Source organism: Pseudarthrobacter kochi (assembly GCF_055412805.1).
Map to the genome: position 1 here is coordinate 84,345 of NZ_JBVAYV010000004.1, position 23,231 is coordinate 107,575.

Annotated in this window: 23 protein-coding genes; 15 read left to right on the plus strand and 8 right to left on the minus strand. The window is 68.6% G+C overall.

Annotated elements, in window-relative coordinates; all coding sequences use genetic code 11:
- The first annotated feature begins 37 nt into the window (after positions 1 to 37).
- Together ACZY0Y_RS03580 and ACZY0Y_RS03585 are read left to right on the plus strand one after the other, a co-directional pair.
- Positions 38 to 634 carry an acyltransferase gene (locus ACZY0Y_RS03580; RefSeq protein WP_237394026.1) on the plus strand — a complete coding sequence of 199 codons (597 nt, stop codon included), beginning with the start codon at positions 38 to 40 and terminating at the stop codon, positions 632 to 634.
- Positions 635 to 643: 9 nt separating this feature from the next.
- On the plus strand, positions 644 to 3,274 hold the full coding sequence (locus ACZY0Y_RS03585) for a WecB/TagA/CpsF family glycosyltransferase (protein WP_463956828.1): 2,631 nt from the start codon (positions 644 to 646) through the stop codon (positions 3,272 to 3,274).
- Here the strand turns inward: ACZY0Y_RS03585 and ACZY0Y_RS03590 are convergent.
- Together ACZY0Y_RS03590 and mscL are read right to left on the minus strand one after the other, a co-directional pair.
- Positions 3,261 to 4,124, minus strand: coding sequence for an ACT domain-containing protein (locus ACZY0Y_RS03590; RefSeq protein WP_463884196.1), 864 nt, complete (start codon positions 4,122 to 4,124; stop codon positions 3,261 to 3,263). The two genes, ACZY0Y_RS03585 and ACZY0Y_RS03590, sit on opposite strands and share 14 nt — an antisense overlap.
- A gap of 62 nt (positions 4,125 to 4,186) precedes the next feature.
- A complete protein-coding gene (gene mscL / locus ACZY0Y_RS03595) occupies positions 4,187 to 4,672 on the minus strand; it encodes a large conductance mechanosensitive channel protein MscL (protein WP_463956829.1) in 486 nt (161 codons plus the stop codon).
- 217 nt (positions 4,673 to 4,889) lie between these two features.
- On the opposite strand from mscL, the gene ACZY0Y_RS03600 reads away from it, so the two are divergent.
- The 7 genes from ACZY0Y_RS03600 (at position 4,890) to ACZY0Y_RS03630 (ending at position 11,979) form a co-directional block, all read left to right on the plus strand.
- Positions 4,890 to 5,939, plus strand: a complete 1,050-nt coding sequence (locus tag ACZY0Y_RS03600) for an FUSC family protein (RefSeq protein WP_463884200.1) — start codon at positions 4,890 to 4,892, stop codon at positions 5,937 to 5,939.
- Positions 5,940 to 6,062: 123 nt separating this feature from the next.
- Complete coding sequence (locus ACZY0Y_RS03605) at positions 6,063 to 7,022, plus strand: ABC transporter ATP-binding protein (protein WP_463884202.1); 960 nt, start codon at positions 6,063 to 6,065, stop codon at positions 7,020 to 7,022.
- Between the two features lies 1 nt (position 7,023).
- Complete coding sequence (locus ACZY0Y_RS03610) at positions 7,024 to 8,196, plus strand: ABC transporter permease (RefSeq protein WP_463956830.1); 1,173 nt, start codon at positions 7,024 to 7,026, stop codon at positions 8,194 to 8,196.
- Positions 8,193 to 9,356, plus strand: a complete 1,164-nt coding sequence (locus ACZY0Y_RS03615; RefSeq protein ID WP_463884206.1) for an ABC transporter permease — start codon at positions 8,193 to 8,195, stop codon at positions 9,354 to 9,356. Before ACZY0Y_RS03610 ends, ACZY0Y_RS03615 begins: the two co-directional genes overlap by 4 nt.
- Positions 9,357 to 9,435: 79 nt before the next feature.
- Positions 9,436 to 10,215, plus strand: a complete 780-nt coding sequence (locus ACZY0Y_RS03620; protein WP_463956831.1) for an IclR family transcriptional regulator — start codon at positions 9,436 to 9,438, stop codon at positions 10,213 to 10,215.
- Between the two features lie 94 nt (positions 10,216 to 10,309).
- Complete coding sequence (locus ACZY0Y_RS03625; RefSeq protein WP_463884209.1) at positions 10,310 to 11,500, plus strand: 4-hydroxybenzoate 3-monooxygenase; 1,191 nt, start codon at positions 10,310 to 10,312, stop codon at positions 11,498 to 11,500.
- An 86-nt stretch (positions 11,501 to 11,586) separates the two neighbouring features.
- The gene (locus ACZY0Y_RS03630) at positions 11,587 to 11,979 is read left to right on the plus strand and encodes a nuclear transport factor 2 family protein (protein WP_463956832.1); all 393 of its coding nucleotides are present in this window, start codon (positions 11,587 to 11,589) and stop codon (positions 11,977 to 11,979) included.
- Between the two features lie 47 nt (positions 11,980 to 12,026).
- Here ACZY0Y_RS03630 and ACZY0Y_RS03635 read toward each other — a convergent pair whose 3' ends face one another.
- From ACZY0Y_RS03635 to purB, 4 genes are all read right to left on the minus strand, one after another.
- Positions 12,027 to 12,461: an acyl-CoA thioesterase gene (locus tag ACZY0Y_RS03635; RefSeq protein WP_463956833.1), complete on the minus strand. Its 435-nt coding sequence runs from the start codon at positions 12,459 to 12,461 to the stop codon at positions 12,027 to 12,029.
- Positions 12,462 to 12,520: 59 nt separating this feature from the next.
- Positions 12,521 to 13,024 (minus strand): GNAT family N-acetyltransferase, encoded by a 504-nt coding sequence (locus ACZY0Y_RS03640; RefSeq protein WP_463884221.1) that lies wholly within the window; start codon positions 13,022 to 13,024, stop codon positions 12,521 to 12,523.
- A 94-nt stretch (positions 13,025 to 13,118) separates the two neighbouring features.
- Positions 13,119 to 13,796, minus strand: a complete 678-nt coding sequence (locus ACZY0Y_RS03645; RefSeq protein WP_463956834.1) for a histidine phosphatase family protein — start codon at positions 13,794 to 13,796, stop codon at positions 13,119 to 13,121.
- Entirely contained in the window at positions 13,793 to 15,235 is a 1,443-nt protein-coding gene (purB, locus tag ACZY0Y_RS03650; protein ID WP_463956835.1) for an adenylosuccinate lyase, read from the minus strand. The genes ACZY0Y_RS03645 and purB overlap by 4 nt, the downstream gene beginning before the upstream one ends.
- Positions 15,236 to 15,396: 161 nt before the next feature.
- Here purB and ACZY0Y_RS03655 point away from each other — a divergent pair, with 161 nt between their 5' ends.
- The gene (locus ACZY0Y_RS03655) at positions 15,397 to 15,723 is read left to right on the plus strand and encodes a hypothetical protein (protein ID WP_463956836.1); all 327 of its coding nucleotides are present in this window, start codon (positions 15,397 to 15,399) and stop codon (positions 15,721 to 15,723) included.
- On the plus strand, positions 15,723 to 17,156 hold the full coding sequence (locus tag ACZY0Y_RS03660; RefSeq protein WP_463956837.1) for a hypothetical protein: 1,434 nt from the start codon (positions 15,723 to 15,725) through the stop codon (positions 17,154 to 17,156). Before ACZY0Y_RS03655 ends, ACZY0Y_RS03660 begins: the two co-directional genes overlap by 1 nt.
- Positions 17,157 to 17,168: 12 nt before the next feature.
- On the opposite strand, the gene ACZY0Y_RS03665 is transcribed toward ACZY0Y_RS03660, so the two are convergent.
- Positions 17,169 to 17,555 (minus strand): phage holin family protein, encoded by a 387-nt coding sequence (locus ACZY0Y_RS03665; RefSeq protein ID WP_463956838.1) that lies wholly within the window; start codon positions 17,553 to 17,555, stop codon positions 17,169 to 17,171.
- A 97-nt stretch (positions 17,556 to 17,652) separates the two neighbouring features.
- Here ACZY0Y_RS03665 and ACZY0Y_RS03670 point away from each other — a divergent pair, with 97 nt between their 5' ends.
- From ACZY0Y_RS03670 to ACZY0Y_RS03685, 4 genes are all read left to right on the plus strand, one after another.
- Positions 17,653 to 18,771 (plus strand): histidinol-phosphate transaminase, encoded by a 1,119-nt coding sequence (locus tag ACZY0Y_RS03670; protein WP_463884233.1) that lies wholly within the window; start codon positions 17,653 to 17,655, stop codon positions 18,769 to 18,771.
- 147 nt (positions 18,772 to 18,918) lie between these two features.
- Positions 18,919 to 20,166 (plus strand): pyruvate dehydrogenase (acetyl-transferring) E1 component subunit alpha, encoded by a 1,248-nt coding sequence (pdhA, locus tag ACZY0Y_RS03675; RefSeq protein WP_463956839.1) that lies wholly within the window; start codon positions 18,919 to 18,921, stop codon positions 20,164 to 20,166.
- A complete protein-coding gene (locus ACZY0Y_RS03680; protein ID WP_463956840.1) occupies positions 20,166 to 21,146 on the plus strand; it encodes an alpha-ketoacid dehydrogenase subunit beta in 981 nt (326 codons plus the stop codon). The genes pdhA and ACZY0Y_RS03680 overlap by 1 nt, the downstream gene beginning before the upstream one ends.
- Before the next feature lie 53 nt (positions 21,147 to 21,199).
- The gene (locus ACZY0Y_RS03685; protein WP_463956841.1) at positions 21,200 to 22,687 is read left to right on the plus strand and encodes a dihydrolipoamide acetyltransferase family protein; all 1,488 of its coding nucleotides are present in this window, start codon (positions 21,200 to 21,202) and stop codon (positions 22,685 to 22,687) included.
- 129 nt (positions 22,688 to 22,816) lie between these two features.
- On the opposite strand, the gene ACZY0Y_RS03690 is transcribed toward ACZY0Y_RS03685, so the two are convergent.
- Positions 22,817 to 23,155, minus strand: a complete 339-nt coding sequence (locus ACZY0Y_RS03690; protein ID WP_463884241.1) for a hypothetical protein — start codon at positions 23,153 to 23,155, stop codon at positions 22,817 to 22,819.
- Positions 23,156 to 23,231: the final 76 nt, after the last annotated feature.

Below are 23,231 nucleotides of genomic sequence, written 5' to 3' on the forward strand. Positions count from 1 at the left end.
GGATCCCGGCACGGAACCCGCGTCCAGGAGGAGTGTTATGAAAACCATCGCCGCTACAGCAGACGTCGCCGAAACCGCCGTCGTTGGGGAGAACACCAGGATCTGGCACCTCGCGCAGGTCCGGGAGGACGCCAGCGTGGGCAGCAACTGCAATATTGGCCGCGGCGCCTACGTGGGTCCCGGCGTCGTCATCGGCTCAAACTGCAAGCTGCAGAATTACGCGCTGGTCTACGAACCGGCCCGCCTCGGCGACGGCGTCTTTGTCGGCCCCGCCGCAGTGCTCACCAACGACCTGCACCCCCGGGCGATCACGCCCGACGGAACGCTGAAAGGCTCCGAGGATTGGGACGCCGTGGGGGTGACTGTCGGCCGGGGCGCCTCCATCGGCGCCCGGGCCGTCTGCGTTGCCCCTGTGTCCATCGGCCAATGGGCCACCGTGGCTGCCGGGGCGGTGGTCACGAGGAACGTACCGGACTATGCGGTGGTCGTCGGCGTGCCGGCCCGGCAGGCCGGCTGGGTGGGTGAGGCCGGGCACCCGCTGAAACAGGACGGCGCCGGCCGCTGGCTGTGCCCCGTCACGGGCCGCCGGTACGTCGAGAGCAACGGTCAACTGGCGCCCGCCGAGGCGGGCTGAGGGGGAGTCATGAAGACACCGGAAAGCAGCAAAGTCGTCCTCGGCGGAACGCCCGTGGACCTGATGGAGCCCGAACCTGCGTTGGAGCTCATCCTTCGGCGCGCCGCTGACCGCAGGCGACCGCCGTTGGCCGTGGCCTCGGTCAACCTGGACCATCTCAACCACTTCGGCACCGGAGGCCGCTGGTCAGGAACCCTGCACGCCGATCCCGGCAGCGTCGTGGAGTGGCTCCACCTGGTCGACGGCGCCCCTTTGGTGTCCCAGTCGCAGCGGCTCACCGGACACAGCTGGCCCCGGCTCGCCGGGAGCGACCTGGCCTCCCCGCTCCTGACCCGGGCCGAGGAACTCGGCCTGAAAGTCGGATTTTTGGGCGGCTCGGAAGACAACCAGCGCCGGCTGGCGGAGAAGATCGCCCTCGAGCGCCCCGGGCTGCGGGTGGCGGGGATGTGGTCACCGGCCAGAAGTGAACTGGCCTCGGCACCCGACTCCGAACGAATCGCCGCCGAGATCGAAGCTTCCGGCACGCAGATCCTTTTTGTGGGCCTGGGAAAACCACGCCAGGAGCTCTGGATAAACCGCTACGGCGCCCGCACCGGAGTCGGGGTCCTCCTGGCTTTCGGCGCTGCCGTGGATTTTCTCGCCGGCCGGGTGCAGCGCGCCCCCGAGTGGGTCAGCCGGCGCGGCCTCGAATGGGGCTATCGCCTGGCACTGGAACCCAGGCGGCTCGCCCGCCGCTACCTGCTCGACGGACCGCCCGCCTATCTGAAGCTCAGAACCGGTTCGTACGCCGTGCCGCCGGAGCTTCCCGCGGCCACTGCCGGGCCCGCCCCCCGAACCCCCGGGCTGTTCACCGGACCGGACGGTCCTGCGGATGCCGCCGTCGTCATCGTCACCTATAACAATGCCGGCGACATTGGCGCCCTGCTGCAGGGTCTTCGGGCGGAGACGGCCGACCTGGCGCTTCGCGTGCTGCTGGCCGACAACTCCTCGCAGGACGGCACCCTCGAACTGGTTCGGGCCACCCACCCGGACGTTCTCGCCTTCGCAACCGGCGGAAATGTGGGGTACGCCGCCGGCATCAACGCCTCCCTGCGGCGGGTCGGCGACTCCGAAACCATTGTGGTCCTCAACCCGGACCTCACGGTGGGGCGCGGCTGCCTGAAGGCCATGCTGGACCGCATGCGCACCTCGAAGGCGGGCGCGGTGGTGCCCCAAATCCAGGACGGGGCCGGGAGGACCAGCCCCACACTGCACCGCGAGCCGGGCGTCAGCCGCGCACTTGGCGATGCCCTTTGCGGGCGGAGGGCGCCAGGCCGCCCCGGATGGCTGGCGTCGACGGATTTCCACCCGGAGAGCTACGCCCACGCGCACACCGTTGAGTGGGCCAGCGGGGCCGCCTTGATGGTCAGCAGGCCCCTCGCGGATTCCGTGGCCTGGGACGAATCATTCTTCCTCTACTCGGAGGAAACGGACTTCTTCCGCCGTCTGCGGATCTGCGGCGGGTCGGTCTGGTACGAACCGTCGGCGGCCATGACCCATGAGGGCGGCGGCTCCGGCAAGTCCCCAGGGTTGAACGCCCTGATGGCAGTCAACCGGATCCGCTACATCCGCAAGTACCATTCCCCGGCGTACTCCGCGGTGTTCCGTGCGGCCGTGATCCTCTCCGAGCTGTTGCGGTGCTGGAAACCGGAGCGCAGGGGAGTGCTGCGCACGGTGCTCGACGAGGCAAGCTGGACTGCCCTGCCCGGCCCAAGCAAGGATGCCGGGAACCGCCGGGACACCAGCGGTATCCCGCACGGATCGGTGATTATTCCGGCGCACAACGAAGCGGCCGTGATCGCCAGGACGCTCGCCCCGCTGGCCCCGTTGGCTGCAACCAGGCAACTGGAGGTCATCGTGGCCTGCAACGGCTGCACCGATGAAACCGCCGGTATCGCGCGCGGATTCGAGGGCGTGACGGTGCTGGAACAGGGGCAGTCGTCCAAGGCCGCCGCCCTCAACGCGGGAGACGCCGCCGCTTCGCACTGGCCGCGCCTTTACCTTGATGCGGACGTGCAGATCAGTCCGGGCGCGGTGCATGACGTGCTCGATGCCCTCAGCACCGGCCGGCTCCTGGCCGCGCGACCGGCGGCCCGCTTCGACCTTCAGGACGCGCACCCGCTGATCCGCTCGTACTACCGGACCAAACTCGGCCTTCCATCGGCCCGGATCGGGCTGTGGGGAGGCGGGGTGTACGGCCTCTCCCACGAGGGCCGGCAGCGTTTCCAGCAGTTCCCCGATCTGACCGCGGATGATCTGTTCGTGGACCGCCTTTTCGGGCCGGCGGAAAAAGCCGTTCTCGACGTGGACCCCGTCGTGGTTCACCCGCCCCGGACGCCGGGGGCCCAGCTGGCCGTGCTGCGTCGCGTTTATCGCGGAAACGCCGAGCAAAACGCCCGGCCGAACGCCGGGCAGGGCGGCGGGCACAGTACGGCGGGCCGCACCTTGGTCGAGGTGGGCCGGTCAATTCGTGGTCCGCTGTCCGCTGCGCATGCCCTGGTGTACGTGGCCTTTGCCCTGGCCGGCCGCCGCGGGAGCGGACGCCCGGGGGTGTGGGAACGCGACACAAGCACCCGGAAGCCCGCCGTCAACGGCTCGTGACGGGGCGGTGCGCGAGGATTTCGGCGAGCTCGGCCAGCCGGTGCGCCCGGGCGGACTCCGCCGGCGTGAACGGCTCGCCGGGACGGGAAAACGTGATGGGACCGTGCCAGGCCGTCGGGATCCTCAGCACGGTTCCGTCCGTCGCGGCCGGAGCGGCGGTGCTCGCATCCGGCCCGGCCACGATCCGCGCGTGCAGCAGTTCAGCGACTGCAAGCGGCAGCTCCTCGGGGTTGGCCGCGATCCTGGCCGCGAGGCTTAGCGCCCCGGTCTGCCCGTCGGCCATGGCCAGCGCTGTGGTGGGCCAGACGTGGGGGTCGTTGCCGCCGCCGTCACGCAGCGCTGCGAGCAGTTCCGCTTCACGCAGCCCGCCGGGCGCGGACAGCACAAACTCATCCAGCACACCGCCGTCGACCGGGTGGACATGGATGCTCAGGATGTTGGTGTCCAGCCCGGCCAGCGACCGCGTGAGTTTCTGCAGTGAACCGGGCCGGTCCGCCAATACTGTGCGGGCACGCCACAGGGCCGGTGCCGCGCCGAGCCGGCTGCGGTGGCGCAGGGCGGGGGCGTGCAGCCAGCGCCGGAGCATCCGCGCCGCGGACGGCTCCGCCACCCAGATGACCAGGATGGTGGCGGTCAGTGTCAGGACCAGGACCTTGCCCACATAGGGCAGGTGCGTCCCCACCACCGCCGCGTGGACCAGCAGTTCGATCGGCAGCATCACGGCGATGTTGGCCAGGGTCAGCCGGGTCTTGGTCGGTTCGGGCATCTGGCCGCAGACCTCGCAGCTGAGCTCGGAGGCCGCCGGGGCCTGTGGTCCGCCGTGGTTTCTGCCACGGGCTGAGGGCTTCATGGTCCCATGATGCCCGGCCGCTGTTACGGGCCTATTGCCGGCCGGTGACGTTTTTGTTCGGCCTAGCGGCTGCGCTGGCCGGCGGACTCGACGGTGCGTTCACCGGCCTGCTCCGGGTCGTCGCCGGATGCCGGTCCGTGGACCGGGCCGGCGAGCTGCATCAGCAGGTCGCGGATTTCGGCCAGCAGGGCGGTGTCCGCCGGGAGCGGCTTCTCCTCCGGCTCCGCAGTGGCCAGGCGCTTCTTCACCAGGTGGTTGATCCGGTTCATCGGGGCCACGAAGATGAAATAGACGACGGCGGCCGTGATCGTGAACGTGACGAACGCTGTGATGACCGCGCCGAAGTTGACGAAGGTTTTCTCATTCCCCGGCCAGATGGGGAAACCCAGGCCGTTGGTTTCGACGCCACCGGCCGCCGCGATGATGGGGTTCACGATGTTCGAGGTGAACGCGCCGACCAGGGCGGTGAAAGCGGTGCCGACCACGACTGCGATGGACAGTTCGATCACGTTGCCGCGCAGGATGAAGTCCTTGAATCCTTTGAGCATGGGTCCTCCGGGTGCCTTGAATGACTTTGTGCGCCGTGTTCCGGGCGCGGGGATCAACCGCTAGACGCTATCACTTCCGCCGTCTTGTCTCCCGGCCGGGGCCGGTTCCGCTCAATGGATAATGATGCCGGGCGGGCGCGCTTCCGGCATAGGATTAAGGGTGGATGCCAGCGCCGCCGTCGTAACAATCCGACTGCCAGAAAGGTGCCTCCCACCCGTGAAGATGCTTGCCGAGATGTTCACCATGGCTCCCGGCAACAAGGACCACCAGGTCGCCGTCCGCTGCGCCGTCGGAGTCTTTGTCCCGCTGATCACACTCTTGTTCCTGGACCGCCTGGACCTGGCGATCTTCGCCTCCTTCGGCGCCTTCACCGGGATCTACGGCCGCAACGAGCCGCACGCCAAGCGCTTCGGCCTGCAACTCCGCGCCGGGGCACTGATGGTGGTGGTGATGCTGCTCGCCGCCCTGACCGCCCGCGCCGGGCTTCCGGCTGCGGAGACCCTCTGGCTCCAGGTCTTCGCGACCACACTGGTGGCCGGAGTCTGCTCGCTGATCGTCGCCTGGTGGCGGCTCCGCCCGGCAGGCTCGTTGTTCCACATCTTTGCCTTCGCCGCGATCGCGTCCATCCCCAACCAGCCGCCGCTGTGGCAGGGAATGCTCGTCGCGGTACTGACTGTCGCCTTCTCCCTGCTGATCGGCATGTCCTCCCGCGTGGTCCGGGGCCGCCGGACGCCGTGGATCCGGCCGGCCCGCACCCCGCTCAGCCCGGCCGAAAAGCGGGCAGCCCTGCTCGAAAGCGCCGGCTACCTTGTGGCGGCCGGCCTGGCAGGCACCCTTGCAACTCTCGCGGGTGAGCGGCTGGGCTTCGGCCACAACTACTGGGCGATGGTGGCCGCCGTCGTCCCGCTCGTGGGGCACTCCACACGGCACCGGGTCAGCCGCGGGCTGCAACGAATCGTGGGCACGGCGATCGGGCTGGTGCTGCTCGCGGGGATCCTGCTCCTGCAGCCCGCACCCTGGCAGACCGTCCTCGTGATCGCCGCCTGCCAGTTCGGCGCTGAGATGTTCATCGCCCGCCAGTATGTCCTGGCCCAGATCTTCGTCACGCCGCTGGCCCTGATTTCGACCCTCCTGGTGGTTCCCGCGGCTCCTGGCATCCTGCTGCGCGACCGGATTTTCGAGACCGTCATTGGCGCCGCCGTCGGCGTGGCCGTGGTGCTGGCCCCGACGGTATGGCGCCGGCTGCGCGCCCGGCCGGTCGCCTAGGCATACACCCGGCGCACCCCCGCTGATGGGCATCAGGGGGTCCAAGGGCCCTGTCCCGCCGGAATCCCGCACGAAAGGCTAGGCTTGGTCACGTCTGTGTGCACCGGGACTTGGGGAGTGTTTGTGGACGTTGTGGAGACCTTGACCAAGGACGTGCTGGACGTCAGCGGGCTCGTCAAGCGATACGGGGACCTGACCGCCGTCGACGGTGTCTCCTTCCGCATCCGCGCCGGGGAAACCTTCGGGCTGCTGGGCCCCAACGGCGCCGGCAAGACCACCATCATCTCCATGGTGGCGGGCCTGATCCCCGCCAACGAAGGAACCGTCCGCGTGGCGGGCCGGGGAATGAACCCCTCCGAGACGGAGGCCAAGCGGGCCATCGGCCTGGTCCCGCAGGAACTGGCCATCTACCCGGACCTGACCGCCCGGGAAAACCTGAAGTTCTTCGGCCGGCTGCAGGGACTCACCGGCAAGGGGCTCACCGAGCGCACCAACGAGGTGCTGGAGCTGATTGGGCTCAGCGACCGTGCCGGCGACCTGACCAAGAAGTACTCCGGCGGCATGAAGCGCCGGCTGAACATCGGCATTGGCCTGCTCCACCGGCCCACCCTGCTGATCCTGGACGAACCGACCGTCGGGGTGGATCCGCAGTCCCGCAACTCCATCCTGGAATCCGTGGAAAAGCTCTCCGTCGAAGGCATGGCGGTCCTCTACACCACCCACTACATGGAGGAAGCCGAGCGGCTCTGCGACCGGATTGCGATCATCGACGAGGGCCGGATCCAGGCCGAGGGCACCCGGGGCCAGCTGATCACGCTCACCGGCGGCGTGGACCGGATCAACCTCCGCGGCGGCGGCAGCACGGCCCGGGCCGCGGAGGCCCTTCGTCAGCTGCCGGCCGTACAGCACGTCGACAACGACGGGGCCGGACTGACGCTTACAGTCAGCGACGGACCCACTGCCCTCGCGGGGATCGTGACCGGCGCGGGTCAGGCCGGGATGTCCGTGACGTCCGTGGAGATCGTCCGGCCCGACCTTGAGTCCGTCTTCCTGCACCTGACCGGCAAAGCGCTGAGGGACTGAGATGCACGGCCTGTGGACCATGGTCGCGAACGACCTCCGACAGCGCGTCCGGGACAAGTCTGTTTTCATCTTCTCCCTCATCGTCCCGCTCGCGCTGATGGGGGTGTTGAGCCTGGTGTTTGGCGGCCTCGGCGGGGACACCGTTGACCTGAAGCCGGCCACCGTCGTCGCCAGCGCAGACGACGCCGACCAGCTGGGTGCCGCGCTGCTCGGTGCCGTCGATTCACTCGAGATCATGGACGTCACCGTCAAACGGGTCCCGGCCGCAGACGTCCGCAGCGAAACCCAGGCCAGCGGCGCCGCCCTCGGCATCATTGTTCCCGAGGGCTTCAGCGACGCGGTGTTGTCCGGACAGGCCGCCTCGGTCCAGCTGGTCGAGGGCAACGGCGCCAGCCTGGAAACCGGCGTGCTGATCTCGGCGGTCCAGGCGGTCCTGGACCAGTTCGCCGCGGGAACGGTAACCGCGGCCGCCGGCGGCATCTCCGGGCTGCCGCACCAGGAGCTCGCGGCGCTGGCGCAGCAGGCCGCGGCCGGACCGCGGCTGCTCACCCTGGCCGAAGGGCAGGCCGCCGCCGAACAACTCTCGCTCCGCGGCACGCTCGTGGCCGGCCAGGCCGGGTTGTTCCTGATGTTCACGGTCGGTTTCGGCGTGCTGGGGCTCCTCGCGGAACGGGAACAGGGCACCCTGGCCCGACTGCGGTCAATGCCGGTCACCGGCGTCACAGTGATCACGGCCAAGGCCTGCACTGGATTCATCCTGGGGGTGGTTGCCACCACCGTCCTGCTCACCGCCGGCTCCCAGCTGTTCGGCGTCTCCTTCGGCTCCCCGCCCGTGGTGGCCGCGCTGATCCTCGCCGTGGTGACGGCCGCGACCAGCCTGACGTTCGTGGTCGCACGGCTGGTCCGGACGGCCGAGCAGGCGAACGTGGCACAGTCCATCCTGGCGATGGTGCTCGGGATCGCGGGAGGAGCCTTCTTCCCGGTCCAGGGCACCGGCTTCGCCGCCACGCTGCTGGACCTCAACCCGATCGGGGCGTTCATTAGGGGACTCGGGATCTCCGCCGGCGGCGGAAGCCTCGGGGACGTGGCGGGGCCGGTCGCGGTGATGCTGGCTTTCGCCGCGGCCGGCCTGCTCCTTTCCCGCATCCTGCCGGACCGGGGGGCGCAGGCATGAGCGCCATGCTCGCGATCGCCACAGTGGAACTGCGGCGCTTCCTGCGCGACAAATCGAACATCTTTTTTGTCTTCATCTTTCCCCTCCTGCTGATCCTGCTGCTCGGTTCGCAGTTCGGTGCCGGCAGCGGCCAGGCCCGGGTGGCCATCGCCGGGCCCGGCAGTGCACTCGCGCAGGCCCTGACCGCGAAGCTGCAGTCAGCCGGCGTCGTGGTCACCGCAAGCGGCGAAAACGCCGCGCGGGCGGACCTCAGCCGCGGGCGCGCCGACGTCGGGCTGTTCCTGGACGATGCCGACGGGGCGGCGTTCGACGCCGGTCGGCCGGCGGAGCTCGACGTTGTGATGGCGTCGCAATCCTCCGCGCAGGCCGTTCTGCAGCAGGTCCGCACCGCCGTGCAGGCGGTGGGCCTGGAGCGGAGCCAGGTCGCTGCCCTGGCCGGCGCCGGAATCCCCGAGGATCGGGCCCGCCCGGCCCTCGACCAGGCGGCCGCGCAGGTAGCGGTGCCGACCGTGGAAATCGTCGACACCAACGACATGGCGCAGGAGTTCCGCGGGCTGGGCAAGTTCGATCTCGGCGCCGCGCAGCAGTTGTTGCTTTTTGTGTTTCTCAGCTCCCTCACCGGTGCGGCCACACTGATCCAGGCACGGCGGTTCGGGGTGGTGGGACGGGTCATGTCAGCCCCGGTTTCCAGCGGCCAGGTCGTGGCCGGGCAGGCGCTGGGACGTTTCGCCATTGCCTTCGTCCAGGGCGGTTTCATCATGGCCGGCACCGCGCTGCTGTTCGGCGTCGACTGGGGCAATCTGTGGCTGTCAGCCCTGGTGCTGGTGCTCTTCTGTGCCGTCGCGGCAGCCGCGGCGATGATGGTCGGCTCGGTCATCGACAATGACACCGCGGCCGCCGGTGTGGGCGTGGGCGGCGGACTCGTACTGGGCGGCCTGGGCGGCTGCATGGTGCCGCCCGAGTTCTTCCCGGAAACGCTGGCCACGATCTCCTACGTCACCCCACACCGCTGGGCCTATGACGCCTTCGCCGCCATCCAGCGCCGCGACGGCACCCTCGGCGACATCCTGCCGCAGCTGGGAGTGCTCGCGGGAATGGCTGTGGCGCTGCTCGTGCTGGGCGCCTGGCTGCTGCGGCGGAGCCTCAGCCGCGCCCTGTAGCGCCTGTGCCAAGCCTGGGGCCGCATTGGGGCCGGCGGCGTAGAGTGGACGCAGGATCCATTCAACGGAAGAGGCGGCCATGGCTAACTCCGGCACCGGGGACTCCGTGGTGGACCGCGTGGTCAGGGTGATCTCCGCGTTCCCCGAGGGCGTCACCGTGCTGCCGCTCTCCGAACTCGCGGACCGGGCCGGCCTGCCGCTGAGCACAGCCCACCGGCTGGTCCGCCAGCTCGCCGGGCACGGGCTTCTGGATCTGGGCAGCGGGGGATCCGTCCGGCTGGGCCTGCGCCTGTGGGAGCTGGTGAACCGGAATTCGCCCACCCTGGCCCTCCGCCAGGCGGCCATGCCGTTTATGGAGGACATCCAGCAGGTGCTGAACCAGAATGTGAACCTGGCCGTGCTGGAGGGCTGGGAGGCGCTGTTCGTCGAGCGGCTGTCCCGCCGCGGCTCCGTCGCGAACCGGGCCCAGATCGCCGGCCGGATGCCGGTGCATGTGTCCTCTGCCGGGCTGGCGCTGATGGCCAACCAGCCCGCCGCGGTCCAGTCCGAGTATCTTCTGCAGTTCCACGATCCCGCCGGGAAGGTCCAGCGGGAGGACCTCCGCACCCTGCTCCAGGAGACGGCCGGCCACGGCTTTGCGCAGCTCGCCGGCGTTGTGGATCCGGACACCTGGGGGATTGCCGTCCCCGTGAAGGACGCGAGGAAGCGCACCGTGGCGGCGCTCGGCGTCGTCGTTCCCCTGCGTGAAATGCGGCTCCAGGCGCTCGTCCCCGCCCTGCAGACGGCTGCCCGCGGGATCGGGCGGCAGCTGCATGACCCGGCAGCAACGCCGGCATTCCATTCAGCGGAATCGCTGTAACGGCCGTCACGTGTTCGGGCGCACACTGTAGCCAGAGAATCCACCCGGCCCCGGACGCCCAGCAGTCCCGGCCCCGCAACGAAGCGAGGACACCATGGCAAACCGCAAAGTCATCACCACCCAGGTCGCGATCATGGGCGCCGGCCCGGCAGGGCTGATGCTCTCGCACCTGCTGGCCAAACAAGGCATCGAATCCACCGTGATCGAGATCCGCAGCCACAAGGAAATCTCCGAAACCGTCCGCGCGGGCATCCTGGAACACGGCTCCGTGAACCTGCTCGTGGACAGCGGTGTCTCGGACCGCGTCCTGCGCGACGGCGACCGGCACGACGGAATCGAACTGCGCTTCAACGGCGAGAGCCACCGGATCGACTTCCAGGACCTCGTCGGCGAGTCGGTCTGGCTCTACCCCCAGACCGATGTTTTCCTCGACCTCGCCGCACGGCGCCAGGCGGACGGCGGCGACGTCCGCTACAGCGTCACCGACACCACCATCTACGACCTCGAGGGCAAGCCGAAGGTCTGGTTCACCGATGCCGAGGGAGTGGAATGGGAGCTGCACGCTGACTTCATCGCCGGCGCGGACGGTTCGCGCAGCCACAGCCGCTTCCAGATCCCGGAGGCCCAGCGCAAGTGGTACTTCCACGAATACCCGTTCGCCTGGTTCGGGATCCTGGCCGAGGCCCCGCGCAGCTCCGACGAACTGATCTACGCCAACTCCGAGAACGGCTTCGCCCTGATCAGCCAGCGGACCGAGACCGTCCAGCGGATGTACTTCCAGTGCGACCCCAACGAGGACGTCAACAACTGGAGCGACGACCGGATCTGGGACGCGTTCCGCAGCCGGGTCAACGGCAACGGCTTCGAACTCAAGGAGGGTCCGGTCATCGACAAGACCGTCCTGAAGTTCCGCAGCTTCGTGCACGCCCCGATGCGGCACGGCAAGCTCTTCCTCGCCGGCGACGCCGCCCACACCGTCCCGCCGACCGGAGCCAAGGGCCTGAACCTCGCGCTGCACGACGTCACGGTGCTGTTTGAGGGCCTCGACAGCTTCTACAAGACCGGAAACACCGTGCTCCTGGATGCCTACAGCGACCGCGCCCTGGACCGGGTCTGGAAGGCCCAGCAGTTCTCCTACTGGATGACGTCCATGCTGCACACCCCGGCCGACGGCGACGACTTCGCCCGCGCCCGCCAGCTCGGCGAGCTCAACTCGGTGGTGTTGTCCCGCCACGGCCGCGCCTACCTGGCCGAGGCTTACACGGGGTGGCCGGGCGCGCACTGAATTCTTCATCGACACGCCGGTGAGCCAGGAATAGCCCTAAGCCGTCCCAAGAAATACCCGACAAAGTTGACGCAGGGGTGCCCGAGATGGGAGCCGCAGAAAATGTTGACCTGGTCCGGCGGGGGTTCGAGGCCTTCAACGCAGGGGATATGGCGAGCCTCAGCGAGCTGTTCGCGGAGGACGCAGTCCGGCACGTTGCCGGAAGCGGCGTGCTGTCGGGGGCCAAGCAGGGCCGCGACGCCATCCTGGCGTCTTTCGGTGAACTTGGCGCCCGCACGCAAGGAACCTTTCAGGCCAATCTCCAGGACCTCGTCGGTGGGGAAGACCACACGGTCGCGATCCAACAAACCCGCGCAGAGGCCAACGGCAAGACCCTGGACATGGCCGCTGTGATCACGTTCGTGGTTCGGGACGGGAAGGTCACTGAGGGGCGCGAGTTCTTCGAGGACACGGGCCAGGCAGACCAGTTCTGGGCCTAGGGTGAGCGCTGACCGCTGTGTGCCCGCGGACCGCCGCCGGCTGGACCCTAGCCCTCCCCGCGCGTCTCCGTCAGGTGGTGCGTGGGGATCCGGTCCCGGTCGTAGGTGATCTCGGTGTACCCGTGCGGCGCGGGCTTGCCGTGCGGATCGAGGTTCACAAAGACAATTTCCTCGATCGTGAGGATGCTCTGCCGGGTGATCATGTTCCGGACCTCGGCGCGCATGGTGAGCGAGGTCCGGCCGAAGCGGGTGGCCGTCAGCCCCATCTCGATCAGGTCGCCTTGGACGGCCGAGCTGACGAAGTTGATTTCGGAAATGTACTTGGTGACGGCCCGGCCGTTGCCGAGTTGCAGGATGGCGTAAATCGCCGCTTCCTCGTCGATCCATTTCAGCAGGCTTCCGCCGAACAGCGTGCCGTTCGCGTTCAGGTCTTCGGGCCGCACCCACTTGCGGGTGCGGAAGGTGATGTCCGCCGGTTCCATAGTGCGAGATTAGCCGACGGCGGGACGTACGGGTCCTGTGTGACGGCGGCGGACGCGCCTCAGGCCATGGCGGTGTGCGCGGCGCTGTGCGAGTCGATGGCTTTCGCATAGCAATAGGAATGCTCCACCCCGATGTAGGGCCCGAAGTTCGGCACCGGGACAAAGCCCGAGTTCGCGTAGAACTGCCGGCCGTCCGTCTGCACCGAGCCGGCCTCGGCGGTGATGGAGGTGATGCCGAGGGAATGGGCATGCGCTTCCAGGGCCGCGAGGATGGAGCTGGCCACCCCGGAACCGCGCGTGTACGGGAGGACGTAGAGCCGCTTGATTTCGGCGGTGCACGCGTCGAGGATGCGCAGGCCGCCGCAGCCCACCGGCTGCCCCGACGCCTTGTCGTGGGCGACGAGGAACACGGCAGTGTCAGCCTCCGACGGCGGCGGGCCGGGTTCGTGGTCGTCCGTGCCGAAGCGGGCGTTAAGCTCGGCCTGCTGGGCTGCGCGGAGGTCCGCGCCCACCGGGTTGGCCCAGGTGACCTGCCGGATGTTGAGCCGCGGGTTGGTCTGCATGGCTGCCTCGCTTCGCCGAAGGGTTATGCAGGATAACGCTAGGCAACGCCGGTTTCGGCCGTGTTTCCTGCGCGTTAGGGTTCGGAGAAATCCGCTACAGCGTGCGGCCGGTGGGGTCCTCCGCCGTCGGATCCACCAGGGCCAGGCCGCCCACGGGACTGTCGTCCCAGTGGATGAGCCGCCAGCCGGCGTCGGGATCCCCTTCCAGCGCCACGATCCCGGTGTTGGCGAGGACGTGGCGGGCGGCGAAACCCGCTTCCAGGTTGGTGGCCCGCAGACCTGCCCAGACGCGGATCGCAGCCCCGTGGCTGACCACGGCCACCGTCCCGCCGCCGCCTGCATTCTCCGCGGATGCGGCGTCGGCGATCCGCGCGATCGAGGCGTCGAACCGTTCGAAGAACTCGTGCCCGCTGGGTCCGGCCGGCATCCGGCGCTGCAGTTCCCCGCCCGCCCAGCCAAACACGGTGCCCAAGTAGCGCAGGTGCGATTCTTTGTCGGTGAGCTTCTCCAGCGAGCCGGCCTCGATCTCCCGCAGGCCCTCGAGCACCTGAATCTCCAGGCCGCGGAGGGTCGAAAGCGGCGCGGCCGTGATCTGGGTGCGGATCAGCGTGGAGGCGTACAGAAGGTCGATCTGCTCATTCGCCAGCGACCGCGCCAGGGCGGCCGCCTGCCGCTCGCCGAGCTCGGTCAGCCCGGGACCCGGGTGGGCGGTGTCCAGCTGGCCCAGGACGTTTCCGGGAGTCTGGCCGTGGCGGATGAGCAGGAGCCTCATGTGAGGTGGTCCACCAGCTTGTCCGCGATGCCGGTGTACTTTCCGGGGGTGAGCGCCAGCAGCCGGGCTTCGGCGTCGGCGGACAGGCCCAGGCTCTGGACAAACTCCCGCATCCGGGCCGCGTCGACGCGCTGCCCGCGGGTCAGGTCCTTGAGCCGCTCATACGGGTTTTCCATGCCCTCGACGCCGGCGATGGCCTCGGCGCGCATGACCATCTGGATGGCCTCGCCCAGGACTTCCCAGTTGGTGTCGAGGTCCGCGGCCAGCACGTCCTCGGCGACCTTGAGCCGGTCCAGGCCCTTGGCCACGTTGGAGATGGCGAGCAGCGAGTGGCCGAACGCCACACCGATGTTGCGCTGGGAGGAGGAGTCGGTGAGGTCGCGCTGCCAGCGGGAGGTGACCAGCGTGGAGCCCAGGACGTCCAGCAGCCCGGAGGAGATCTCGAGGTTGGCCTCGGCGTTTTCGAAGCGGATCGGGTTGACCTTGTGCGGCATGGTGGAGGAGCCCGTGGCGCCCGCGACCGGGATCTGCACAAAGTAGCCGATCGAGATGTAGCTCCAGATGTCCGTGCAGACGTTGTGCAGGATCCGGTTGAACCGCGCGACGTCGGCATACAGCTCCGCCTGCCAGTCGTGGCTTTCGATCTGCGTGGTGAGCGGGTTCCAGCTCAGGCGCAGGCCTTCAACGAAGCTCTTGGCGACGTGCTCCCAGTCGGCGCCGGGAACCGAGGCCACGTGCGCGGCGTAGGTTCCGGTGGCGCCGTTGATCTTGCCGAGGTATTCGGTCCGGGCGATGCGGTCCAGCTGGCGGGTCAGGCGGTGCGCGATGACGGCCAGTTCCTTGCCGAGCGTCGTGGGGGTGGCGGGCTGGCCGTGCGTGCGGGAGAGCATCGGCACGGCCCGGTTGGCCTCTGCCATGGCGCCGATCTGCGCGACGAGCTGCCGGGCCGCGGGCAGCCAGACGTCCTCGACGGCGCCCTTGATGCCCAGGGCGTAGGAAAGGTTGTTGATGTCCTCGGACGTGCAGCCGAAGTGCACCATGGCGGTCAGGTGTTCGATGCCGATGCCGGGCAGGCGGCGGCCGATGTAGTATTCCACCGCCTTGACGTCGTGCACCGTGACGGCTTCGATCTCGGCCAGTTCGGCGACCGAACCGGCGTCGAACCCGGTGACGATGGCGCGCAGCTTCTCCTGCTGCCCGGCGCTCAGCGGGCCGGCGCCGGGGAGCACGTTGTTGCAGGTCAGATGGATGAGCCATTCAACCTCAACCGCGACCCGGTCGCGGTTGAGGGCTGCCTCGGAGAGATAGTCGACCAGCGGCGCGACGGCGGACTGGTACCGGCCGTCCAGCGGGCCAAGCGCGATCTGTTGTGGGGACGCGGCGAGGGCCAGGCGTCCGGACGGCGTGCGGGTATCGGCTGTGGCGGCAGTTTCAGGCATGCCCCGATTCTTTCACGAAGTCCCGCCGGGCCTTAAGCGCGCTGAACCATGTGACTTCCGCACCGGGTCCCTCCCGCTGCGGCCCCGGTTCCACCGGCAGTTGTCCACATGGCTGAGTGGGGAGCTTCAGCCCGTCCACCGGTGCCCCTAACGTCAGTGGTATGACCAGCGGGACAGCCAGGACGAGCGCACACACGGGGTCTTTGGTGGCCTCCGATGCTGCTGCGTGCGCCTCGCGCAGTTACGAGGTCCAGCAGCTTGCAGCCCGGGTGGCTGCCTGCGCTGACCGCGCCGACGCCGTGCTGGCCCACCTGGTCAGCGTGGAACTTCAGGGCTGGCAGTCCCCGGCCGGCCGGGCCTACCGGACGGCGCTGTCCCTGCAGGCCGCATCCCTGCGACGCAGCCGGGCGGCCCTGGAGGAGGCTGTTGCGGCTGTGCTCCGCCATGCCGCAAGCGTGGCGCTGACCCCGGGACGGCCGGGGTACTGATGGCCGAAGCTTCGCCGGCCGGCTCCGGAGGAGCCCCTGTCCCCGCCGCCCCCGTGGACGGGACGTTGCGGATCCGTGGCGGAGTGGGCGGGCTCAGTTTCCAGTTCGAGGAGTTGCTGGCCGGGGCATCGGCGCTGGACAGGATCGTCCAGGATCTGGCGGCCGCGGAAGTGGAGGTGGAGGCCGTGCGTCGCGCCCTGTTCCCGTACCAGTACGACTCGTACTCCACCGGCAGCAACGCGATCATTGCCGTCGGGGAGGGAGGCAGGGACCTCGGCCGCGTCCGGATGGAGCTGGAGCGTCTCTGCCGCGAGGTCAGGGCCAGTCACCGCGAGTACGAGTTCGCCGAGGACCGCAACAATCTGCTCCTGCGGATCGGCCGGGCCGGGCCGGGGTACGGGCCGCTGTGGGGTCTGTTCGGCCTTCCTCCCGTCACCGTCCGCGACACGGTGGAGGACGGGTTCTCCATGGCACCTGCGGGGCTGGCGCTGCTTCTCGGCCTCCCGCACGGCCTCGCCGCGGCAGTGCGAACGGCCAGTGCGGCCAGTGTCCGTTCCACCATCCGCGGACTGACGGACTCGCCGGGCCTGGAGTTCCTGCGGCCGCGGCCCGTCAGGATCGCAGGCAGGGAAACCCGCACGGAGGAGGCCGACGTCTCACCGGCCGGTCTGCTGCTGCGGGCCGAGGCTGTCGGACGGAACAGCGGTGATATCGAGGTCCTCCAGGTGGGGGAGAACGGCAGCCGGGCCTGGGTGGTGATCATCCCCGGAACGCAGCTGGACGGGCTGCCGCAGGGCACCAACCCGTTTGACGCCGCCGGCATCGCGGAGGGCCTGGGGTACGATTCGGCCGAGACCTCCGCGGCCATCCGCCAGGCCCTGGCCGAGGCCGGCGCCGAGGCGGGCGATCAGGTGGCCGCGGTCGGCTACAGCCAGGGCGGCATCCACGCCATGAACCTCGGCCGGGACAAGGCATTCCTGGCCGACTACGAGCTGAAGTTCGTGCTCACGGCAGGTTCCCCGGTGGGCGGCATCGAGCCGGGAAGCGGCACCAGCAGCCTGCACCTGGAGCATGAGCAGGACTGGGTGCCCGGGGCGGACGGGCTGCCCAACCCGGACACGAAGGAGCGGGTGAGCGTCACCTTGACCGCTCCGGTCCCCGGACGCGAATGGCTGGAGCCGGGCCTGGGGCCCGGACACGACCTGGGACGCTATGCCGACGGAGCCCGGGAGGTGGCGGCCAGCCGGGATCCTTCGCTTCAGGCTTCGAGTGCCGCGCTCGCGGCCGTGGTCGGCGCCGGCGGAACCGCCACGGTGACTCGATTCTCGCTCCGGCGCGAAGCCATGCCATCGTCGAGGCGGCCCATGGCTCCGGGGCCGCGGCGCAACCCGGGAGAACAACCCGCGGACCGCACCCAGCGCCCCGCGGCCTGACTCGCGCAGTTCCTAGCGGTCGAGCGCGGGAAGGAAACTGGCCACGAGCGACACCGCGCTGATGATGAGCGCGGCGAAAACCGCCGTCCAGAAGAAGGCGTCAATGGTGAAGTGCACGGTGGTGTAACTGCTGATCCAGGACGTCAGGTAGAGCATTCCGGCGTTGATGACAACCGTGAAAAGGCCCAGGGTAAGGATGGTGATCGGCAGCGAGAGCAGGCTGACGATGGGCTTGACGAAGGCGTTGACGAGGCCGAAGATCAAGCCGACGAAGAGGTAGCCCAGTGTGATGCTGAGCGTGCCGTTGCCCGCCATCGAAATATCCAGGCCGGTGAGGATCCAGCACGCGATTGCCAGGGCCAGCGCGTTGATGATGACTCGTACGATGAATGAGCGCATGGCCCCATGCTGTCATACGCCCGGCGGGAACGGCAGGGACCATATCCCCTTATCGCGGCAGGCGATGGGGGCGGGGACCCGAAGTAGGCTAGTTGGCATGACTTCATCAGAGAACACGGCCGGGGGCATCCGGCCCCGTCCCGTGGTAGACCTCCTTCCCCGTTACGCGGCCGGCAAACCGCCAGTCCCCGTCGAGGGTCTGGCCAGCTACAAGCTTTCCTCCAACGAAAACCCGCTGCCCCCGATCCCTGCAGTGCAGCAGGCCATCGCGGCGCAGACCGATTTCAACCGCTACCCGGATCCGCTGAGCAGCAAGCTGCGGAGCGCGCTCGCCGGGTTCCTGGACGTTCCCGCGGAGGACATCGTCACCGGCGCCGGAAGCCTGGGTGCGCTGAACCAGCTGCTGGCCACCTTCGCGGGGCAGAACGACGACGGCAAGCCCGACGAGGTCATCTATGCGTGGCGGTCCTTCGAGGCCTATCCCATCAGCGTGGGGCTCGCCGGCGCCGAGAGCGTGCAGGTCCCGCTGACGGCGGACGGCCGGCACGACCTCGACGCGATGGCAGCCGCCGTGACGGCCCGGACCCGGATGATCCTGCTGTGCACCCCCAACAACCCCACCGGGCCCATCCTGACCACCGAGGAGACCGAGCGCTTCCTCACGACCGTCCCGTCCGACGTCGTGGTGGTCATCGATGAGGCCTACCAGGAGTTCGTCCGCGACGGGCACGCCGTCGACGGCATTGAAATGTACCGGAAGTACCCCAATGTCGTGGTGCTGCGGACCTTTTCCAAGGCCCACGGCCTGGCCGGGCTGCGGGTGGGCTACAGCGTGTCCCACCCGGACCTCACGCAGCACCTGCGCGTCGCGGCCACCCCGTTCTCGGTCTCCCAGATCGCCGAGACCGCGGCGGTGACCTCGCTGAAGCATTTCGGCGAGGTTGTAGAAAGGGTACAAAGCCTCGTGGACGAACGGGACCGGGTCACCGCCGGACTGCGGGACCTTGGCTGGTTCGTGCCGGAGGCGCAGGGCAATTTCGTCTGGCTCAATCTCGGTGCCGACAGTGCGGAATTCGCCGCCCTGGCAGGGGAGCGGGCACTCTCCGTGCGTGCCTTCGCCAACGAGGGGGTGCGGGTCAGCATCGGCGAGGCCGAGGCCAACACCCGCTTCCTCGAACTCTGTGCGATCTATACAAAACCGCCGCGGCGTTCCTAGCGCTTAACATGACGGCCGCGGCCAGCCTGCTGCGGATAAAGTAAGGACGAGTAAGCCAAAATATATGCCGGACCGGGAATGTATTACCGGTCCGGCATATATCCCAGCGATCGCGGCGCATTCGGATGCGGCAAGCAAGGAGACGGTATGGGCGCCACACATCTGCCCTCTACCGAGTTCGACGGAACCGACATTGAGGACCGGCTGGAAGCAGAAGCCGAGGCCCGTTTGGGTGATCCCGTGGAGCCGATGGTGCAGCTCCTCGCTCCTGACGGCACGCTCGGCTCTGATCCCGTGTTCTCGGAATACGCCGAGCGGCTTGACCCGGAGACACTGCGCGGATTCTATGCCGACATGGCTAAGATCCGCCGCTTCGACGTGGAGGCAACGGCGCTCCAGCGCCAGGGCCAACTGGCCCTGTGGGTTCCCCTCACCGGCCAGGAGGCCGCCCAGATCGGCTCGGGCCGGGCCAGCCAGCCGCAGGACTACCTCTTCCCCACGTACCGCGAGCACGGCGTCGCCCTGACCCGCAACGTGGACCTGGCCGAACTGCTGCGCCAGTTCCGCGGAGTGTCCAACGGCGGCTGGAACCCCAAGGACACCAACTTCCACCTTTACACCCTGGTCCTCGCAGCCCAGACGCCGCATGCGGTGGGCTACGCGATGGGCATCCAGCGCGACCAGAAGTTCGCGGCATCCGCCGCACTCGCGGACGGAACAGCGGGCCACGCCACGGAGCCCAAGGCCGCCGTCATGGTGTACTTCGGCGACGGCGCCAGCTCCGAAGGCGACGTCCATGAGTCCATGGTGTTCGCCTCCTCCTACAAGGCGCCTGTGGTGTTCTTCTGCCAGAACAACCACTGGGCGATCTCCGTTCCCAGCTCCGTGCAGACCCGCATCCCGCTCGCCAACCGGGCCAAAGGCTACGGATTCCCCGGCATCCGGGTCGACGGAAACGACGTGATTGCTGTCCATGCCGTCACCGAGTGGGCGCTGGAACGTGCCCGCCAGGGCGAGGGACCGGTGCTGATTGAGGCCTTCACCTACCGCGTCGGCGCGCACACCACGGCCGACGATCCCACGAAGTACCGGGAATCCGCCGAGGAAACCCGGTGGCGGGCCAAGGATCCGCTGGAGCGCCTGGAGAAGTACCTCCGCGCCCAGGGGCTGGCCGACGACACGTTTTTCGAGCAGGTCAGGGCCGACGGCGACGATCTCGCCGCCTACGTCCGCAAGACCACCTACGACCTGGAGACCCCGGACATCCGGACCGCCTTCGCCAACACCTACGTGGAGGCCCACCCGCTGGTGGCCGAGGAGCTGGCCTGGTTCGAGGAGTACAGCGCAGGATTCGCCGACGACGCAACAGTCCAGCCGGAAGGTGCGGCCAACTGATGACCACCATGACTATCGCCAAGGCCATCAATGAGGGCCTGCGCGCAACGCTGACCAACAACCCCCGCGCCCTGCTCATGGGCGAGGACATTGGACCCCTCGGCGGCGTGTACCGCGTCACCGACGGCCTGTTCGCCGAGTTCGGCGCCGACCGCGTCGTGGACACACCGCTTGCGGAGTCCGGCATTATCGGGACCGCGATCGGCCTGTCCCTGCGCGGCTACCTGCCCGTCTGTGAAATCCAGTTCGACGGCTTCGTGTTCCCGGGTTTCAACCAAATCACCACGCAGTTGGCCAAAATGCACTCCCGCAGCAACGGCAACCTGACCGTGCCGGTCGTCATCCGGATCCCGTACGGCGGCGGCATCGGCTCGATCGAACACCATTCGGAGTCCCCGGAGGCGCTGTTCGCCCACACGGCGGGCCTTCGCATCATCACCCCGTCCAACCCGCATGACGCCTACTGGATGATCCAGCAGGCCGTCGACTGCCAGGACCCTGTGATCGTCTTCGAGCCCAAACGCCGCTACTGGCTCAAGGGCGAGGTCGACACCGAATCCCCCGGAACGTCCGTGGACCCCTTCAAGGCCCACGTGCTCCGCGAGGGAACCGACGCCACCGTGGTGGTCTACGGCCCGCTGGTGCCGGTGGCACTGGCCGCTGCCAACGCCGCGGCCGAGGACGGCCACAGCGTCGAGGTGGTCGACCTGCGTTCCATCTCGCCGATCGACTTCGACACCGTCACGGAATCCGTCAAAAAGACGGGCCGGCTGATTGTGGCCCACGAGGCCCCGACCTTCGGCGGGATCGGCGGCGAAATCGCGGCCCGGATCAGCGAGCGTGCCTTCCACTCGCTTGAGGCGCCCGTCATCCGCGTCGGAGGCTTCCACATGCCCTACCCGGTGGCGAAGGTGGAGGAAGACTACCTCCCCGACATCGACCGCATCCTCGAGGCACTGGACCGTGCCCTGTCTTACTGACCGGCCCTTTCTGACCGCCTCCCGTCGAGGCGCCTTCTCCCACCAAGGACAACATGACTCTGCATAAGTTCAACCTCCCCGATGTGGGCGAAGGACTGACCGAGGCCGAGATCGTCGCCTGGAAGGTCAAACCGGGCGATACGGTGGCCATCAACGATGTCCTGTGCGAAATCGAGACGGCAAAATCCCTCGTCGAACTGCCCTCTCCGTTCGCCGGCACCGTCACTGAACTGCTCGTCCCCGAGGGCCTGACGGTCGACGTCGGGACCCCGATCATCAGCGTGAGCGACGCCGCGACCTCCGACGCCGTCCCTGCACCGGTTCCCGACGCGGCTCCCGCCGCTCCGCTGTACGGAAAGCTGGAGGCGGACACGTCCGACGCCGGCGAACCGGCCGGCGGTCCCCTCGTGGGCTCCGGTCCCAAGGCCGACGCCGTCAAGCGCCGCCGGCGGGTTGCCGCTCCGGCCGCCAAACCGGCGGTTTCGGCAGCCTCCGTCGCCGGAACCGTCCCGCCGGTCGAGCCTGTGGAGGTGCACGACATCTGGATCAGCCCGGAGGCCGTCGCCCACGGGGAGCGCGCGGCCCCGGCTGATGCAATCGATCAACGGCCCACCCTCGGCGGCGCCATCACAGGCCTGGTCAGCAGGGTCCTGGCCAAGCCCCCCGTGCGCAAAATCGCCCGCGACCTCGGCATCGATCTGTCCGACGTCGTCCCCACCGGCGCCCGCGGCGAAGTGACCCGCGAGGACCTGGTGAGCTACCAGGCGCAGCGCGACGCCGAGGTGGACAAGGCAGACACCTTCTGGGGCACTACCGGCCGCCCGCAGGAACAGCGGATCGAGCGGATCCCGGTCAAGGGCGTCCGCAAGGCCACCGCGCGGGCCATGGTCGAGTCGGCCTTCGCCGCCCCGCACGTCAGCATCTTCGTCGACGTCGACGCCAGCCGGACCATGGAGTTCGTCAAGCGGCTCAAGGCCTCCCGTGATTTCGAAGGCATCAAGGTCTCCCCGCTCCTGATCCTGGCGAAGGCGGTCATCTGGGCCGCGGCACGGAACCCCAGCGTCAACGCGACCTGGGTGGACAACCCAGACGGCAGCGACTCCGCCGAGATCCACGTCAAGCACTTCATGAACCTCGGAATCGCCGCCGCCACGCCGCGCGGCCTGATGGTCCCGAACATCAAGAACGCGCAGGATCTCTCGCTCAAGGAGCTGGCCCTGGCCCTGAACGACCTCGCCACCACCGCCCGGGCCGGGAAGACCCAGCCCGCCCAGATGCAGGGCGGCACACTGACCGTCACCAACATCGGGGCCCTCGGAATCGATACCGGCACGCCGATCATCAATCCCGGCGAGGTGGCGATCGTGGCCTTCGGCACGATCAAGCAGAAGCCCTGGGTCCTTGACGGCGAAGTGATCCCGCGCTGGATCACCACCCTCGGCGGTTCCTTCGACCACCGGGTGGTCGACGGCGACCTCTCGGCACGCTTCATGGCCGACGTCGCCGCGATCCTGGAAGAGCCCGCTCTGCTGCTGGACTGACGCGACGTTCCTGCCCAGTTGTTTCTGCCCTGGCCACCCCGTGCCCGCGGAATCCCGCGGCTCGCCGGGGCAGAAAGGGGCTCCGGCCCCCAGTAACTGGGCTGGAGCGCCGCGAGGGGCTCTGCGTTACTAGCTGCCCGGGTAGGTGGACAGTAACGCGGTCATGCCCGGATCTCCGCTGATCCCGGCCAGGGCGACAGTGGCGGCGACCAGGACGGCGGCGAAGCCAGAGGTGCACGCGGTCACCAGGGCGAAGAACTTCCAGTCGTCACGGAGAACACTCCGGACGGTCTCGGGCATGCGGAGCCCCGGGGAGATCATGTTGGGGGCGCTGTCCGTGGAGCCGTTGTCCAGGTATGCGATGACCCGGCCGGCCTGGCGGTCCACGCGCATGGCGCTGATGTGGTTGCCGTGCCGGGCCAGGAGAATATCGTGGCCAACGAGTTGACGGCGCTGAAGAGTAGGCATTTTCATCCCCTGAACTGTGAAAAGTTGGATGTCCACGCCTTTGGGGGCACATCCAATTTTATCGCCTGCCCACCGC

Bases quoted from the DNA above. Each gene is read 5' to 3' on its own strand.
- ACZY0Y_RS03580 (WP_237394026.1), top strand. From the start codon at position 38: ATGAAAACCATCGCCGCTACAGCAGACGTCGCCGAAACCGCCGTCGTT.
- ACZY0Y_RS03585 (WP_463956828.1), top strand. From the start codon at position 644: ATGAAGACACCGGAAAGCAGCAAAGTCGTCCTCGGCGGAACGCCCGTG.
- ACZY0Y_RS03590 (WP_463884196.1), bottom strand. From the start codon at position 4,124: ATGAAGCCCTCAGCCCGTGGCAGAAACCACGGCGGACCACAGGCCCCG.
- mscL (WP_463956829.1), bottom strand. From the start codon at position 4,672: ATGCTCAAAGGATTCAAGGACTTCATCCTGCGCGGCAACGTGATCGAA.
- ACZY0Y_RS03610 (WP_463956830.1), top strand. From the start codon at position 7,024: ATGCACGGCCTGTGGACCATGGTCGCGAACGACCTCCGACAGCGCGTC.
- ACZY0Y_RS03615 (WP_463884206.1), top strand. From the start codon at position 8,193: ATGAGCGCCATGCTCGCGATCGCCACAGTGGAACTGCGGCGCTTCCTG.
- ACZY0Y_RS03620 (WP_463956831.1), top strand. From the start codon at position 9,436: ATGGCTAACTCCGGCACCGGGGACTCCGTGGTGGACCGCGTGGTCAGG.
- ACZY0Y_RS03625 (WP_463884209.1), top strand. From the start codon at position 10,310: ATGGCAAACCGCAAAGTCATCACCACCCAGGTCGCGATCATGGGCGCC.
- ACZY0Y_RS03630 (WP_463956832.1), top strand. From the start codon at position 11,587: ATGGGAGCCGCAGAAAATGTTGACCTGGTCCGGCGGGGGTTCGAGGCC.
- ACZY0Y_RS03635 (WP_463956833.1), bottom strand. From the start codon at position 12,461: ATGGAACCGGCGGACATCACCTTCCGCACCCGCAAGTGGGTGCGGCCC.
- ACZY0Y_RS03640 (WP_463884221.1), bottom strand. From the start codon at position 13,024: ATGCAGACCAACCCGCGGCTCAACATCCGGCAGGTCACCTGGGCCAAC.
- ACZY0Y_RS03645 (WP_463956834.1), bottom strand. From the start codon at position 13,796: ATGAGGCTCCTGCTCATCCGCCACGGCCAGACTCCCGGAAACGTCCTG.
- purB (WP_463956835.1), bottom strand. From the start codon at position 15,235: ATGCCTGAAACTGCCGCCACAGCCGATACCCGCACGCCGTCCGGACGC.
- ACZY0Y_RS03655 (WP_463956836.1), top strand. From the start codon at position 15,397: ATGACCAGCGGGACAGCCAGGACGAGCGCACACACGGGGTCTTTGGTG.
- ACZY0Y_RS03660 (WP_463956837.1), top strand. From the start codon at position 15,723: ATGGCCGAAGCTTCGCCGGCCGGCTCCGGAGGAGCCCCTGTCCCCGCC.
- ACZY0Y_RS03665 (WP_463956838.1), bottom strand. From the start codon at position 17,555: ATGCGCTCATTCATCGTACGAGTCATCATCAACGCGCTGGCCCTGGCA.
- ACZY0Y_RS03670 (WP_463884233.1), top strand. From the start codon at position 17,653: ATGACTTCATCAGAGAACACGGCCGGGGGCATCCGGCCCCGTCCCGTG.
- pdhA (WP_463956839.1), top strand. From the start codon at position 18,919: ATGGGCGCCACACATCTGCCCTCTACCGAGTTCGACGGAACCGACATT.
- ACZY0Y_RS03680 (WP_463956840.1), top strand. From the start codon at position 20,166: ATGACCACCATGACTATCGCCAAGGCCATCAATGAGGGCCTGCGCGCA.
- ACZY0Y_RS03685 (WP_463956841.1), top strand. From the start codon at position 21,200: ATGACTCTGCATAAGTTCAACCTCCCCGATGTGGGCGAAGGACTGACC.
- ACZY0Y_RS03690 (WP_463884241.1), bottom strand. From the start codon at position 23,155: ATGCCTACTCTTCAGCGCCGTCAACTCGTTGGCCACGATATTCTCCTG.